12 protein-coding genes and 1 pseudogene are annotated in these 15,425 nt (G+C 70.8%); 8 read left to right on the forward strand and 5 right to left on the reverse strand.

Features of this window, described 5'->3' with window-relative positions; translation table 11 throughout:
* Window positions 1-62: 62 nt before the first annotated feature.
* Entirely contained in the window at window positions 63-2,459 is a 2,397-nt protein-coding gene (locus BG482_RS02580; protein WP_069767167.1) for an amino acid adenylation domain-containing protein, read from the reverse strand.
* Between the two features lie 344 nt (window positions 2,460-2,803).
* Between BG482_RS02580 and BG482_RS02585 the strand changes: the two genes are divergently transcribed.
* A complete protein-coding gene (locus BG482_RS02585) occupies window positions 2,804-4,003 on the forward strand; it encodes a MalY/PatB family protein (protein WP_069767168.1) in 1,200 nt (399 codons plus the stop codon).
* A 200-nt stretch (window positions 4,004-4,203) separates the two neighbouring features.
* A complete protein-coding gene (locus BG482_RS02590) occupies window positions 4,204-6,132 on the forward strand; it encodes a radical SAM protein (RefSeq protein ID WP_079141531.1) in 1,929 nt (642 codons plus the stop codon).
* Between the two features lie 317 nt (window positions 6,133-6,449).
* Here the strand turns inward: BG482_RS02590 and BG482_RS44875 are convergent, their stop codons facing one another.
* The gene (locus tag BG482_RS44875) at window positions 6,450-7,412 is read right to left on the reverse strand and encodes a helix-turn-helix transcriptional regulator (RefSeq protein ID WP_069767169.1); all 963 of its coding nucleotides are present in this window, start codon (window positions 7,410-7,412) and stop codon (window positions 6,450-6,452) included.
* A 245-nt stretch (window positions 7,413-7,657) separates the two neighbouring features.
* Here BG482_RS44875 and BG482_RS02605 point away from each other — a divergent pair, with 245 nt between their 5' ends.
* The 5 genes and pseudogenes from BG482_RS02605 (at window position 7,658) to BG482_RS02620 (ending at window position 12,687) form a co-directional block, all read left to right on the forward strand.
* Complete coding sequence (locus BG482_RS02605; RefSeq protein WP_176741297.1) at window positions 7,658-10,360, forward strand: phosphatidylinositol-specific phospholipase C domain-containing protein; 2,703 nt, start codon at window positions 7,658-7,660, stop codon at window positions 10,358-10,360.
* An 87-nt stretch (window positions 10,361-10,447) separates the two neighbouring features.
* Window positions 10,448-10,573: pseudogene (locus tag BG482_RS44880) on the forward strand (VOC family protein); the annotation flags it as partial.
* 46 nt (window positions 10,574-10,619) lie between these two features.
* Window positions 10,620-10,979: an SDR family oxidoreductase gene (locus BG482_RS02610; RefSeq protein WP_069767172.1), complete on the forward strand. Its 360-nt coding sequence runs from the start codon at window positions 10,620-10,622 to the stop codon at window positions 10,977-10,979.
* A 767-nt stretch (window positions 10,980-11,746) separates the two neighbouring features.
* Window positions 11,747-12,343, forward strand: a complete 597-nt coding sequence (locus BG482_RS02615; protein WP_069767173.1) for a TetR/AcrR family transcriptional regulator — start codon at window positions 11,747-11,749, stop codon at window positions 12,341-12,343.
* Window positions 12,340-12,687 carry a nuclear transport factor 2 family protein gene (locus BG482_RS02620; RefSeq protein WP_069767174.1) on the forward strand — a complete coding sequence of 116 codons (348 nt, stop codon included), beginning with the start codon at window positions 12,340-12,342 and terminating at the stop codon, window positions 12,685-12,687. Before BG482_RS02615 ends, BG482_RS02620 begins: the two co-directional genes overlap by 4 nt.
* A 506-nt stretch (window positions 12,688-13,193) precedes the next feature.
* On the opposite strand, the gene BG482_RS02625 is transcribed toward BG482_RS02620, so the two are convergent.
* The gene (locus BG482_RS02625) at window positions 13,194-13,781 is read right to left on the reverse strand and encodes a rhodanese-like domain-containing protein (RefSeq protein ID WP_069767175.1); all 588 of its coding nucleotides are present in this window, start codon (window positions 13,779-13,781) and stop codon (window positions 13,194-13,196) included.
* A gap of 81 nt (window positions 13,782-13,862) precedes the next feature.
* Between BG482_RS02625 and BG482_RS02630 the strand changes: the two genes are divergently transcribed.
* The gene (locus tag BG482_RS02630; RefSeq protein ID WP_069767354.1) at window positions 13,863-14,150 is read left to right on the forward strand and encodes a metal-sensitive transcriptional regulator; all 288 of its coding nucleotides are present in this window, start codon (window positions 13,863-13,865) and stop codon (window positions 14,148-14,150) included.
* A 90-nt stretch (window positions 14,151-14,240) separates the two neighbouring features.
* Here BG482_RS02630 and BG482_RS02635 read toward each other — a convergent pair whose 3' ends face one another.
* Window positions 14,241-14,987: a sulfite exporter TauE/SafE family protein gene (locus BG482_RS02635; protein ID WP_069767176.1), complete on the reverse strand. Its 747-nt coding sequence runs from the start codon at window positions 14,985-14,987 to the stop codon at window positions 14,241-14,243.
* Complete coding sequence (locus tag BG482_RS02640; RefSeq protein WP_069767177.1) at window positions 14,984-15,373, reverse strand: rhodanese-like domain-containing protein; 390 nt, start codon at window positions 15,371-15,373, stop codon at window positions 14,984-14,986. The genes BG482_RS02635 and BG482_RS02640 overlap by 4 nt, the downstream gene beginning before the upstream one ends.
* Window positions 15,374-15,425: the final 52 nt, after the last annotated feature.

Here is a 15,425-nt window from a genome sequence, read left to right on the forward strand (position 1 = left end):
GGTGCGGGCGGCACGTCACGGTGCCGCCCGCACCGGTGCCGCCCGCCGGCGCGACCTGCCGGTCAGGCGGGGTCACCGGGCGGCCCGGCGTCCGGGTCGCCCGCGGTGTTCTCCAGATGCCGGGCCAGCTCCCGCAGGGTCGGATACCGGTACAGGTCCACGAGGGTGAAGTCCGGCAGCCCCGTCATGGTGCGCATGGCCTTCATCGAGTCGCCGCCGAGCATGAAGAAGTCGTCGTCCCGGCGCACCGAGGCGACGCCCAGGACCTGCTGCCAGACCGCGCCGAGCCGCTCCTCCCAGGGGCCCTGCGGCCGGTCCGCTTCGGGCACCGCGGGTGCCGGTCCGTCCGGTGCGGGCGCGAACGCGGCGGGAAGGGCCTTGCGGTCGATCTTGCCGTTGGGGCTGAGCGGCAGCGCCGGCAGCGTGAGCAGGGCGCCGGGGACCATGTGCGGCGGGAGCCTGGACGCCAGGTGCTCGCGTACGTCGTCGGCCCGGAAGCCGCCGCTCTCCTGCGGCACCGCGTAGCCGACCAGGACCGGGGCCCCGGCGGCATCGGTCTGTGCCGTCACCACGGCCTCCCTGACCGCCGGGTGGTCGCGCAGCGCCGCCTCGATCTCGGTGAGCTCGACGCGCAGGCCGTGGATCTTCACCTGCAGATCCACCCGGCCGATCAGCTCGATCAGTCCGTCGGCGTCGAACCGGGCCAGGTCTCCGGTGCGGTAGAGGCGCTCGCTCACGGGTCCGTACGACCACGACAGGAAGCGCTCCGCGGTCCGCTCGGGCTGGTCGAGGTACTCGCGGGCGAGCCCGGTACCGGCCAGGTACAGCTCGCCCGTGACACCGAGCGGTACTGGCCGCAGGGCGTCGTCGAGGATGTACACCCGCTGGTTGGCCATCGGGCGCCCGTACGGGATGCTCGTCCAGGTCGGGTCGGTGGCCTCGACCTCGAAGAGGGTCGAGTAGATGGACGCCTCCGTGGCGCCGCCGAGGGAGATGAAACGGCACTCGGGTGCGCGGGCCCGGATCCGGTCCGGCATCCGAAGTGGGATCCAGTCGCCGGCGAGCATCACCAGCCGCAGGTCGCGCAGGGGCAGCGCCCGGCCGGCCGGCTGCGGTTCGGCGGGTTGCTCGTCGGGGGCGGACGGCTCGGCGTGGTCGAGGTGTTCCAGGACCAGTTCCAGCAGCGCCGGCGCGGTGTTCCAGAGGGTGACCCGGTGACGGGCCGACAGCTCGGCCCAGTGCCCTGGGTCCCTGGTACGGCCGGGCGAGGGCAGCACCAGGGTGCCTCCGCCGACGGGCACGCCGAGGAATTCGTACACGGACATGTCGAAGCTCGGCGACGACAGGCCCAGGACGCCGTCGCCCGGTCCCACGTCGAAGCGGGTGTTGAGGTCCGCGATGTTGTTCATCACGCCGCGATGGCACAGGGCGATGGGCTTGGGCGTGCCGGTGGAGCCCGACGTGTGCATGACGTAGCAGAGGTGGTCTGGACCGGCCAGCGGCTGCGGATCGTGTTCGGGCTCGGCGGCCAGCTCCTCGGCCGCGCGGTCGAGGACGATCAGACGGCCCTGGGATCCCTCGGTCGGCGGGAGGCCGTCGGCGAGATCGCTGCGGCTGATCACGGCCACACAGGAGGCGCCCGTGATCATGGTGGCCACGCGCGACCTCGGATAGCCGGGGTCGAGCGGCACGTAGGCGCCGCCCGCCTTGAGCACGCCGAGGATGGCGACCAGGAGATCGGGCGACTGGTCGAGGTACAGGCCGACACGCCGGTCGGGACCGACGCCGAGTCTCCGCAGACGGTGGGCCAGCCGGTTGGCGGCCGTATTGACCTGGCGGAACGTCAGCAGGCGGTCGTCCTGGGCCACGACAACGGCGTCCGGGGTGCGCGCGGCCTGCTCCTCGAACGCCTCGTGCAGGCAGGACCGCGGATGCGGCAGGTCCGCCGCCGTGGCGTTCCACTCGACGAGGATCCGGTGCAGCTCGCTCTCGCCGAGGAACTCCAGCTCCGCCAGGGGCAGGTCCGGACGGGCGAGGCCCTCGGCCAGCAGGGCGTCGAAGTGGGCGAGCAGTCGCTCGGCCGTGGCGGCATCGAGAACCGACTCGTCGTAGCGCAGTTCGACCGGCAGCGGGCCGTCGCCCACGGCGGGCAGCACCAGTTGTGCCTCGTACGGGAGGCCGGCCGGGACCGCCGCACCGGTGCGGACCACCGTGGGAACGGAGACCCCCGCCGGGTGCTCCTGTGCCGCTCCGGCGTCCTTCACCAGCATGCGGAAGGTGGCCTCCCCGGTGACCGCCAGACGGACGGCGGTGGCCTCGGAGCGGTCCTGACTCAGCCCGAGTTCGACGTGGCTGCGGCCGGTGTACCGGTACAGCAGAGCGGCGAACGCGGCGAGCGCCGCCCGTTCCCCGGTGGTGCCACAGGCCTTCGCCAGCGTCTCGAGGCCGGCGTCGCTCATCGCGGGGACGTTCCGGCGCGCCGTTCCCGTGCGGCGCGGCCGGGAACCGCCACTCGTCCGGTCGCCTGGGAGCTGAACGGCATAGGAAGTCAATTCCCCGCCTTCCGTCTCGTGGTTCCGGGCGGCGCATGCGAATATTCGGCACGCGAGCCCGTCCCTGACTGACACATTGCCAAATACATTGCGACAACGACTGGTTGGCGAGATTATCGATCACCTCCGGCCATCACAAGGTGATGAGCGTCACAGCATTTCTTCGAGAAGTGGGAGCACTGCCTGATGCAATGTCTTTCGGGGTCTCGGCTGCGTAACGGGATATTCCCGACCAGCCGGGAGGTCGCACCATGAACTCCTTCGATTTGGCCACGCAGTCGGCACTCGATTCTCTCGACATCGGCGAGTTGTCGCGCCGGGACGGAGAGAAATGGGCGCATGCCGGAACCGACGTGCTGGCCTCCTGGGTCGCGGACATGGACTTTCCCACGGCACCCGCGATCCGTGAGGCGGTGGCGCGCCGGGCCGCGGGAGACCTCGGCTATCCGACGTGGTTCGACGAGTCGGAGGGCGGTCCGCTCGGCGAGGTGTTCGCCGAGCGCACCCGGCGCCGTTACGGACACACCCCGGACCCCACCCACGTGCGGCTGTTCACCGACATCAACCAGGCGATGCTGGCCATCCTCCAGCTGGCCACCGCCCCCGGCGAGGCGGTGCTGGTGCACACCCCGGCCTGCCCCCCGTTCGTCGAGGTCATCGAGCGGATCGGGCGCCGGCCGCTGACCGTGCCGATCGAGGACGACGGCACGGGCTGGGAGTTCGATCCGGACCGGATGGAACGCGCCGTGGCGGACGCGGGACCCGGGCGGTGCCGCGCCCTGTTCCTGGTGAACCCGCACAACCCGACGGGCAGGGTGTTCCGGCGTGCCGAGCTGGAGTCGCTCGCCGAACTGGCGCTCCGCAACGACCTGTTGGTCATCTCGGACGAGGTGCACGCGGATCTGACCCACGCCCCGCACCGCCACGTCCCGTTCGCCTCGCTGGGCCCCGAGGTGGCGGCCCGCACCGTCACCCTGACCTCGGGCAGCAAGGCGTTCAACCTGGCCGGGGTCCGCTGCGCGGTCGCCCATGTGGGCCCGAGCGCCGTGCGTGACGCCGTCGACGCCCGGCAGGGCCTGTCCTTCGGCCAGGTGGGCGTGCTCGCGGTGGAGGCGCTCAAGGCCGCCTGGACCTCGGGCGATCCCTGGTTGGACGAGGTCATGGCACTGCTCGACCGCAACCGCCACCGGGTGGCCGAGCGGCTCCCCGCGGGGCTCGCCTACCGGATTCCGGAGGCCGGATTCCTCGCCTGGCTGGACTGCCGCCGCCTGGACGTGGGCGACGATCCCATGGCTTTCTTCCGTGACGAGGCCAGGGTGCTGCTGTTCTCCGGCCCGGCCTTCGGTGCGGCGGGAAACGGATTCGTGCGCCTCAATTTCGGCACCTCCCTCAAGGTGCTGGACGAAACACTGGACCGTATGGACACCGCGGTCCGGCGTCTGCGGAAGTGACTGTCTCCTTTGTCCTGTTGACTCGCACCGGGCACCGCCTAGTAGGGTGGCAAGCAAGATCACGGGGGCTTTTCTTGATTACACGCAAGGTCGACAGGCCATGCCGGTCGAACCGATTTATCAGGCGCTCCGTGTCGGACCCGAACAACCGGGATCAGACGGCCATATCAATCAGTGCCGCCTAACGATCCGGAGGGCTGATGACCATTCACACTGTCGAAAGCGTGCAATTCACCGGCGGAAATATACGCGTACATCGGCCGGGGGACGCGGCGGACATCGCTTCCTTCCGGCAACTGCGCCGCGTACGCCGGGAGAGACTGCTCGAGGACCTGGCACAGGGACGCACGGCAAGCCGCTACTTCCCGGTGCTGTCGGTCCTGGCACCCGTCATGACCCAGTTCGAGGGAGAGATCACCTACCCCGGTGATCCGATGTGCCTCTACACGGCGATCTCAGTGGCCGTGCACCGCGCCGTCGACGACGCGGGCCCACTGGCGGAGGCCACGCACTACAACGACTTCGCCCCCGAGTGGACCCGGTTACCGTCCAAGGAGTACCGGCTGGCCGCCGGGGCCGACGGCTACCGGCCGTACGGCAGCGACCCCAACACCGACCAGACGGTGTTCGACCCGCGGGTCTGGGACGGCGCGGCCAGAGTGCGCTGGATCCGGCTGCTGCGCGAGGTCCGCCCCCGGGCCGTCCTGATCAGTGCGGTCTCCCCTGGACACCGCTACGCGCTGGAGATCGCCTCCCTCGTCAAGAGCGAACTCCCGGAGGCCTTCGTCATCCTCGGCGGCCGGCACGCGGACGAGACCATCACCTGTACGCCGGACGGCCTGAGGCTCCTCCTGAAGCCGAGCAGCCCCCTGTCCGTCATCCAGGAGGGCAAGGCGCCCCGGGTCCTCGACGCCGTCGTGACCGGCGAGGCCCACCACGCGGTGGACCTGCTGATGCGAGCCGTGGCCCTCGCCGTGGACCTGGACGGGCAGTGGGTGAACCGCGACCGGGTCCTCGGACTCCTCCAGGGACTGCTCGCCGAGGAAGGCCCCGGCCCCGGCCAGGCCCTGGCCGTCGTCGCCTCGGACGACGGCTTCGACGCCGTACCGCTGCGCGGTCGCACGCTCGACCTCGCCGACCTCCCCTCGCCGTACGAGGCATTCGCGATCCGCTCGCACTTCCCGATCTTCACGGCGCCCGACACCGGCGCGGTCCTGCGTACCGCCCACTTCATGGTGTCCAACGCCTGCCCGTACCGCTGCAACTTCTGCTCGGAGTCGGTGCAGGTGGCGGGCACCCTGAAGCGCTTCAAGCGCGACCCGGTCGGCACGGCTGCCGAACGGGTCTGCGAGTACGTCCACTACGGCGCCGAGTCGCTCTTCTTCGACGACTCCGTGTTCTGGAGCGGACGTTACCGGGACATCGCGGACTTCTGCGACGCACTGGCCGAGCTGCGGGCGGCGGACGGCGAGCAGATCCCTGCCCGCTTCGCGGCGCACCTCGGCGACCCCGACGACCTCGAGCGGCTGCGCCGGCTCCAGTGGGGCGCCCAGCTCACCGTGGACACGCTCGTGGCCCTGCACTCGCCCGAGCAGTCCGGCGAGATCCTGCGGAAGATGAAGGCCGCCGGGTGCACCTACGTCTACATGGGCATCGAGAGCATGTCGACGCAGGTCATGGACCACATCCACAAGAACCTCCGCCGGGACGAGACTCGCCCCTGGAAGGCGAAGGTCCGGGAAGCGGCCCGGCTGGTGAAGGAACACGGGCTGCAACTGGGCACCTCGGTGCTCTTCGGCCTGGACGGAGAGACGCGCGCCAGCATCGACGAGACCGTCCAAGAGGTGGGGCGACTGATCGACGACGGTCTGATCGACCTCGCCAGCCCCAACATCCTCACCTACCATCCCGCGACCCCGGTCACCGCCCAGCACGGCATGCAGGACCGGCTCGACTACCACTCGCCCCGCATCGACAACCGTAAGCCCTACATCTACTTCGAGGAGGCCTTCCCCGGGGTGGTATCGGTGCTTCTCTCGGAGGACGACATCTGGCACATCCACAACGAGACGCGCATCCACTGGGGCACCGTCCGCAACGGATCGTCCCCGACCGCGGCGGCCCCGTGATCCTCGAGCCCATTACCTCGAGGCGGACCGGCCGATGATGCGGCGGGCGACGGCGAACACCGCGTCGGCGACGCCCGCCCACGCAGCCCCGTGAGTGAAGCCGACGGCCCAGGCGCGGTTGGGGCCGCGCGCCTGGGCGGCGGATGAACCACGTCGGCACGGAGCGTCGCCACCCGGGATGCGTCGTCCACGGTGCGGACGTCGCTCCCGCCGCCCGCGTCCGCTCGGAGTACGTCCGCAGCTCCAAGTGCGCGCCCGAGGTGAGCACTTGGGGCGGGTGGCAGCACCTGGCGGTGCGGACCCGAGAGGGGGCGGCGCTACTTCACCGCTCCGGTGCGGAACGGGTGACCGCCGTCGTCGATCCGTAGCGTGCCCGAGCGGGGGCCCTGGGTCCATCTCAGTTCCAGGTACCAGCGCACCTCGCTCTTCGACGTGTGCGCGGTGACGTCCAGGACCAGGGGGGTCCCGGCGGACGCCTCGTACGGGAAGGCGCGCCCCGGGCTCACGGCCCGGGGCTCGGGTGCGTCCAGGTCCACGGCGAACGGGTGCTGTGCGGCTGTGTCTTGGCAGTCCGCGTAGGTGACTTCGGCGGGCGGGGCTTCGCCGGCCAGTACCCGGACGTCCATGGCGGTAATGCTCACGGGGCCCTCTGCCGTGCTGCCCACCTTCAGGCGGAACGTCGTGGGACGGGGCCGAGTGCCGTCCGCCCGGGGGCAGTCGTCGTCGGACGGGACGACGGCCGCCGAAAGGGGAACGTTCCCTCCGGCCGCCCCGACGTCCCCGGTCGACGGGTCGGGCACCGTGATGGCCGGGACCGTCAGGTCCGGTGCCGACTCGGCACGGAACCGGTCGATGGCCAGCGCTCCGGAGACGCTGAGGGCGACCACGGCGGCCGCCAGCAGGACGTACCGCGAGACGAGTTGGCGGGCTCGCGGCGTCGGCTCCGCGACAGCCGGCGGACTCTGGACGACCGGTACCGGCGCGGGCGCCGGCGCCGCCGCACCCTCCGACGGGCTCGTCCCCCTCCCGCGCCGCGCCTTGTCCGCCACCGCCCATCGCCGGTGCAGCTCCAGCAGCTCCTCGGGGTCCGCCCGGCAGATCCGGCCGAAGCGTTCGACCGGGGCGAACTCGGCCGGCACCGAGTCACCGGTGCAATAGCGGTGCACCGTAGAGGTACTCAGGTGCAGCCTGCCCGCGAGAGCGCCGTAGCTGAGGCCCGCGCGCTCCTTCAGCGAGCGCAGCATCTCGCCCAGCCCGGCCGCCGCATCGGCGTCCCTCATCGTCCCCACCCCACCCACACGTCCCACCCCATGTCCCCTGCGGCCGCATCCCGCCTGGTCAGGGGATGCGGAACGTCCCAGCGTCCCGGAACGGCCGTCCGGGCTGGCCCGGGACGGACCTCCCGGGCAGGCTGCGATCACCAACCGGCGAGCCCGACAAGGGGATCATCACACATCTCGCCGGACGACTCGCGCGCGCACGCGCGGCCCTCCAGCTCGACCGACCGATCCGCCCCAGGATGGAAATGATCACCGCCATATCCCAGACCCGCTCGTCCCGAAGATTCCTGATGCGCCGGCCGGCGATGGTGGCGAGGAGCACCGTGCTCGGTGCGCTCCTCGCCCTGCTGCTGTCCGTCTCCGGCGTCTTCCTCTCCGCCACGCCCGCCCGGGCGAACGACTACTACAGCAGCATCACCGAAGCCTCCGCGGCCAACGTCGACTGGATGTCACGGGTCCCGGACGGGACCAACCTCGCCTGGCTCTCGGTGCCCGGCACCCATGACAGCCTCGCGCTCTGCGGGGACACACCGGACCCGGCCACGGGCCAGTGCTCGGGCATCGTCACCAGCATCACCCAGACGCAGGAGAACCACGGCTTCAGCGCGAAGACCCTGACCACCCAGTTCGACGCCGGCATTCGCGCGCTCGACATCCGGGTCCGGGTCGACAAGGGGGACGAGGGGCTGAAGTTCACCGTCCACCACGGCGCCACCTATCAGTACGCCAACTTCACCGACGTACTGAAGACAACCTACGACTTCCTGAGCGACCACCCCGGCGAAACCGTCCTGATGAACCTGAAGGCGGAGTGCAGCGGCTCCACCTTCTCCTGCAAGGACGCCGACGGGTTCGGGACCGACGAGTGGCGCAAGAAGATCTTCGACTCCTACCTGGACGGCCGCTCGTACACCGGGGACGGCGACGAGAGCACGCCGTCGACCGCCTGGCGCAACCTGTTCTGGGGCCCCTCGGTCACCGGCAAGAGCCAGTCGAGCCGCGTCCCGACGCTCGGCGAGGTACGCGGCAAGGTCGTGCTCCTCGGCTACCGGAACACCGGCGGCGGCATCTTCGGCGGCTACGGGCTCAAGCAGCCCTACCCGTCCGGCGGCTCCAACGAGGAGTACGTGCAGGACGACTTCGAGCTGTCCACCATCAGCGACATCGACGATAAATGGGAGAAGGTACGTGCGCACCTGCGCCGGACCAACGGCACCTGGGACGGCAGCCGCCCCGGTGAGAAGGACCTCGAGTACAAGCAGGACGCGCTGTATCTGAACTACACCAGCGCCTCCGGGACCGGCGTCCACCCTTACACGGCGGCTAGCGGCACCCCGACGGCGACCGGTGTGAACAACTTCCTCATCCAGTGTCTGCGCGCCGAGAAGGACCGGTGCCCGGAGTTCTACGCCGGACGCGACGACCGGTTCGGCGGGCGGTCCGACCTGGACCGCATGGGCGTCATGATGATGGACTTCCCCGGCGGCAAGCTCATCGACGAGATCATCGCCCGCAACTCCGTGACGCACACCGACATCCGCGACGTCATGGTGGTCGGCGATTCCATCAGCCACGGGTACGAGGGCGACCACACCTGGCGCTACCGGCTGTGGGACTGGGCCAGGAGCAAGAAGTGGCCGGTCACCTTCGTCGGACCGTACCGCGGCACCGTGCAGCAGGCCGACGCGCAGCCGCCGCGGCCGCCGGTGCTGGGCGAAAGCAGCGGCGGCGAGCCCACGGAGCCCCTACCGGGCGACGCGCGCGTCCAGGGCGAGTACGCCGAGGACGTGAATGCCGGGTTCTCCGTCGGCGGCTCGGCCCACTACGCCCTCTGGGGCCGCTCACTGACCCGGACCGTGCCGACCATCAAGCCGGTGATGCAGGAGCTGAAGGCCAAGGGCCGGACGCCCGACCTGCTCCTGGTCGAGCTGGGCTTCAACGACATCGGCTGGTACGGGGCGGGCGCCGATCTGGTCGGCACCATGAAGAAGTTCGTGGACAACGCGCGGGCGGTCAACCCGGACGTGCGGATCGTCCTGGCCAACGTCCCCCAGCGGACCACCCTGGGCGACGCGAACCCCGAACTCCCCCAGCGCATCAGCGACTACAACGCGGCCCTCGCCAAGGCGGCCCCCGGCTGGAGCACCAGCGACTCGCCGGTGGAGTTGGCCGACCTGAACAAGGCGATGGGCTGCGACCCGACGGCGACGACCTGCGCCACCACCTACGACGGGCTGCACCCCAACGCCCTGGGCGAGTACCGCATCGCGCAGGCGTTCGGCACCGTGCTGCACAAGGAGTTCGGCATCGGCGCCGCCGCGCCCGACGTACCGGACAGCGCGCCCGGCCGGTCGCTCGCCACGCCGTCCGGCATGAAGTTCGACGGCACCCAGCAGGGCGTCACCGCCACCTGGGACAAGGTCTTCGGCGCGCACACCTACGACGTTCAGTGGCGTGACGTCACCACCGACTCCAAAGCGGACTGGCACGATGTGGTGCCCGGCGTGAGCGCCCCGCGCTACGACATGTCCTGGCAGTTCACCGACCAGCCCTACGACGGCCACACCTACGAGGTGCGGGCCCGCGCCGTCGCCGGTGACGGCGCGGCCAACCGTTCCTCGTGGTCCTCGGCGGTCCGGGGCAAGGCGGCGCCGACGACGGCGGGGCGGCCGCCGGGGCTCACCGCGGCGGCCGGCGCGGGCTCGATCGACGTGCGCTGGTCGGCGCCGACCGACTCGCACAGCGGCTCGATCGTCCGGTACGCGGTGTGGGTCTACGACAAGAGCACCCCGTTGAACCACTCCCGGATCATCGGCTACCCGGCCTCCGCCCGCTCCGCACGGATCACGGGGGTCACGGCGGGTCACGAGTACGTGATCCTGGTCTGCGCCTGGAACGCGTCGGGTGAGGGGAAGCCGAGCATGAGCGATACGGTGGTCCCGGGCTAGCCACCGGGTGCGCTGTCTCTGCCGAGCGCTCCGTCCGGGGATACGTTCCGGACGGGGCGCTCGGCCCAGGCATCGAGAGAGCACGGCGTGGCGATCAGACGGACGGACAACGTCGGCATCGTCGTCGAGGACATGGCCTCCACCGCCGCGATCTTCGACGAGCTCGGCATGAAGCTGGAGGGCCGGGGAGAGATGCGGTGCGGCTCCGCCGACCACCGCGCCGCGCGGCGCTCCTCCGATCGCTCGGGACCATCGGGTCGTGGAGTCGGCGCTGGAGGAGGCCGGGCTGTCGTGGACCTTCATCCGGCCGGGGATGTTCGCGACCAACACCCGGTGGTGGTGGACGCGGGCGATCAAGGGCGGGGAAGCAGTGCGGCTGCCGTACCCGGAAGCGCTGACGGCTCCCGTCAGCGAGCGGAACATCGCGGCGCTCGCGGTGACAGCGCTGAGCGAGCGGGGCCACGGACGACAGGCGTACACCCTGTACGGGCCGCAGGCGCTCACCCTGCGCGAGCAGGTTGAGCACTTCGGCGCGGCCATGGGCAAAAAGCTCACTGGGACGCCTGCCCAGACGTTCCCGGAATGGGCGCAGGAGCACGCCGACGACTTCCGTCCCTGACGACCCGGCTTCCCTTCGCCCCCGCCCGTGCCTAACCGAGTTCGCGACCAGCCCAACACGGCGCAGGGACGCGCCCGTTCTTCCACACGGCACCATCATCGAGACCGGCACCGAGTGCTACCGCCTCCCCCGGACCGGGGCCAAGCAGCAGACGAGGAAATAGGCCCGAGGCAAGCGGCCGGCGGGAATCTACCCGCTGCCGCCTCGGCCCTGGCGGTCCAGGAACTCGATCAACCGTATTTCCGAACGTCCAAGCCTCTCCCGTTGTTCGGGGGAAAGCCAAGCGAGGGCGTCGACCAGGACCCGCCGTCGCGGGACGTGCACCATGTGGCCGGAGTAGATCCGGCAACTGGAACACCAGGCGAGCCCGATGCACCGCTCGAACATGGAGGACTCGGGCGGATGAAATCGGTACTGGTACGAGCGGACGGGCGTTCCGCAGGCGGCACAGATCCGACGCTCCCCGTCGGCGACCGTGTCCCAGGTTCCGACCTTGCGCCAGCGCTGCCGCCCGGCCGGTGCTCTTCAAGTCGTCATGCCCGGCATTCTCTCCCACAGCGAGTCGCCCGGCACAGCCATCCCAGCGAAGCCGGAGCAGTGCAGACATCCCGTCGACAGGTAGTCGTGGACGACTGGCCAATGCGACGCAGCTTGGGCTCGACCCACGTGCGGCCTCCCCAAGTTGGGGCAGCCGGCCCCGTCGTGTGCCGCAGCGCAGCATGCGCATGCTATTTTTTGCGAGCGATCGTTCAACTATAGGAGGGCCGGTGGGACGTAAACAGCTCTGGGACCGGGTAGAGGTCCTCACCTCCGCCATGCGACTGTTCCGCCACCGGGGATACCTCGGCGCCTCGCTGCGGGACATCGAGGAGGCGACCGGATTGCACCCGGGCAGTCTGTACCGGGCCTTCGAAAGCAAGGACGGCCTGTTCCGCGCCGCCCTGGACGCCTACAACGACCAGGTCGTCCAGGACCGGGTCCGGGTCCATCTCCTGGAGCCGGCAGACCCCGTGGCGGGCATCCGGTCGTTCTTAACCTCGGCGTTCCAGACCGGCCCCGAGCCCGATCCGGGCTGTCTGCTCACCAACACCGCCGTGGAGTCCTTCACCGTTCCGCAGGCCGCCGACGGAGTACGCCGAGGGCTGGAGACGATCGAGTCGGGGTTCGCCGAAGCCCTGACGCGCGGCCGCGCCCTCGGCCTGCTCTCGGCGGATCTGAACGTCGAGGTGTCGGCAGCCCACCTGCTGGCCCTCTATCAGGGCCTCTTGGTACTGGTCAGGGCCGGCACACCCTTCGCAAAACTGCACACGATCACCGACGGCGCGATGGCGTCGATCGGCCCCGAGAAAGAGGGACAACGATGAGCGACTCACAGCAGCTCTGGGAGAACTACGCCGCGTGCTGGTCGGCCGACCCCGGCGAGCGGCTCGCCGCACTCGACGCGGTCGCGGTCACAGACGTCGCCTACCGGGACCCTGGCACGGAGGTCGGCGGACTGACCGAACTGGCCGCCTACATGACCGGATTCGCCGGAGCCTTCCCCGGTCACCGGTTCCGCATCGACCAGGTACTCGACCACCACGACCGGTCGCTCGCACGGTGGACCCAGCTCGGCGAGCACGGCGAACCCGCCATGTCAGGCGTGAGCACCGCGCTCCACCGCGACGGCCGGCTCGCCGACATCACCGGGTTCTTCCTCCCTGCGTGAGCGGATCCCGCAGCCTCGCCCAGCACCTCGCCGATCAGCTGCCGCCGCTGGGCGAAGTCACTGTTCACCGCTGCCTCGGCGGCTGAGCACCGCGCAGCCACGGCAGGCAGTTCGCGACCCGGGCGGGACGATGTTCCCGCTGCGGGTGCCGGTGGGGCAGGGGCAGGGGCTCTTGTCCGCGTTGGAGGAAGGCCGACTTCACCGTGATGACTCTGCCTGGACTCTCTTTCTGCGATACCACGCGGAGCGGGAAGGGCGGTGGTTGTGGAGGACGAGCAGCGCCAGGGCGCCGGTCGCTGCGGACCAGGTGAGGGACAGCAGGCCCGCCCGGCCGACGCACTCAACGAACGGCCCTCTCCCCTCTGACGGAGCTTCGGAAGCACCGGCCACGGCACCAGCCTGATGGCCTGGAGGCGCAGGTAGCGGCCGGTGGCTGCGGTGAGCGTCGCGCGACCGCCACCGGACGGCGTGCCGCTTTTCATCGGTGGTCCCCACGGCGCAGGGTTTCAGCCTTTGCGCAGAGCCGCGCGTGCGGCGTTCAGATCGGCCTCACCAGGGCGGTTGTGGGGCAGCCTGCCCAGCACGGCCGCCATCCCGCAGGTGTTCGTCACGGCGGAGAAGACCAGGCCTCCCGCGATGCCGGCCGGTATCAGCAGGAGGGCCGGATGCACGAGCAGGCCCAGAAGGACGCCGAGCAGGACCACGCTGCCGGCGGTGAAGCGGACCTGGCGTTCCATGCTCCAGCCCGCCCGCGTGTCACGGGCGGCCGGTGTGTGCAGGTCGTACCCCCTGGCCGCCCAGCCTCCGGTGCCGCCGACGAGGGTGGCGGTGACGACGCCCCGCGCGGCCAGAATCCTGCCGGCGTTCTCCGAGCGGGCTCCGGAGGCACAGACGACCAGGACGTCCCCGGCGTCCGCGGCGTGCCGTATCTCCGGCAGTGCGCGCCGGATGCGGTCGAGGGGGATGTTCAGGGCTCCGGGCAGGTGCCCGGAGGCGTACTCGGCGGGGGTGCGCACGTCGATGACGGTCAGCTCATGGATACGGGTGCGGGCCTGGTCGGCGCCGAGGGCTCGGGGGACGGGAACGTGGGTCATGGCAGAGGTGATCCTTGATGGTCGACGTCGTCCCGGACCGGGACGTAGAGTACCCCTAGGGGTATTGCTGGAGGAGTGATCGTGGAACTGGAGCTAGAGGGCGCGGATCTGAAAGCCGTGCTGAACCGGCTGCGTCGCGCGCAGGGTCAGATCTCGGGAGTGATCCGGATGATCGAGGAGGGGCGTGACTGCGAGGACGTCGTCACCCAGCTCGCCGCCGCCTCCCGCGCGCTGGACCGGGCCGGTTTCGCGATCATCGCGACCGGCCTGCAACAGTGCGTTGCCGACCTCGATTCCGGGCGCAAGAACGGTGAGGACACGGTAGCCATGCGCGCACGGCTGGAGAAACTGTTCCTGTCTCTGGCCTGAGCGCGCGTGTCGGTGACGCTCACCGCCGCCGATACGCGAGCCCGCGCCTCGCCGGCCGACACCGTGCCGCGTCGACCGGCAGGGAGGCCGTCACCGTGCCGCGTCGACCAGCATGCAGGCCGCCACGGCCAGCAGCACCGCAGCGAAAATCCGCTGAAGCGTGTGCCCGGACACCTTCGCGGCCAACCGCTTGCCGTCCCACGCGCCGAGGATCGCGGTCCCGATGAAGGGACCGACGACCGTCCAGTCGAGCTTCTCGACCGTGCCCGCGCGCATCGCCAGCGCCGCCAGCGAGTTGACGGTGATGACCAGCAGACTGGTACCCACCGCGTTGCGCATCCGTAGATCCAGCACGCTCACCAGCGCCGGTACGGCGAGGAAGCCGCCGCCGACCCCGAGAACGCCGGTGACCGCGCCGAGTCCGGCACCGGCCCCCGCTGCCCGCGTCGGCCGCACCGTCACCGATCGCTCGGCGGCCGGTCTCGGCCGCAGCATGCGCAGGGCGGCCGCTCCCGCGACCACGGCGAAGCCCGCCGTCAGGGCGGCGGCCGGGACACGGGCGGCCAGTGCGCCGCCCAGCATCGCGGGACCGATCCCGGCCGCCGCGAACAACAGCCCCGTCCGCCAGCGGACATTCCCGTCGCGCGCGTGCGCGGACAGGGCCGTGACCGAGGTGACGGTGACGACGACCAGGCTCGCGGTGGTGGCTCCGACCGGACTGAAGCCGAGCAGGTAGATCAAGGCGGGCACGGCCAGCACGCTGCCGCCTCCCCCGAGCGCGCCTAGCGCCAGGCCGATGACCGCCCCGGCGGCCAGGGCGAGTATGAGAGCACTCACGCGACGGCGCCGCGTTCGCCGCGCGCGTCCACGACCGGTAGACCCGCCTTCGCCCAGCCGCTCATGCCGCCGATCACGTCCACGGCTGCCGCGCCGCGGGCAGCGAGCAGTTCGGCCGCCTGCCGGGAACGGGTCCCGGAGCGGCAGATCACGATCAGGGGCCGCGCCTGCGCATGAGGGGGCAGCCCCGCGCCGGCGGCCAGCGCGGACAGCGGAAGGTGCACAGCCCGGGGTGCGTGCCCCGCGTGCCACTCGTCGGATTCGCGCACGTCAAGCAACACGGCGTGGGCCGTGCCCTTGGCGGCGCTACCGTGGCCGGTGCGCGAGGCCGCCTCCTGCACGGTGACCCGGCCCGCGCCTCTCTGCACTCGTCGGAACATGCTCATGTCGGCTTCTCGCTCCTGTCTGCCGTGCCGGTACTGGAGAGCGGCGCGGGTC

The sequence above is a fragment of the Streptomyces sp. LUP30 genome (assembly GCF_001746365.1).
Classification (GTDB): domain Bacteria; phylum Actinomycetota; class Actinomycetes; order Streptomycetales; family Streptomycetaceae; genus Streptomyces.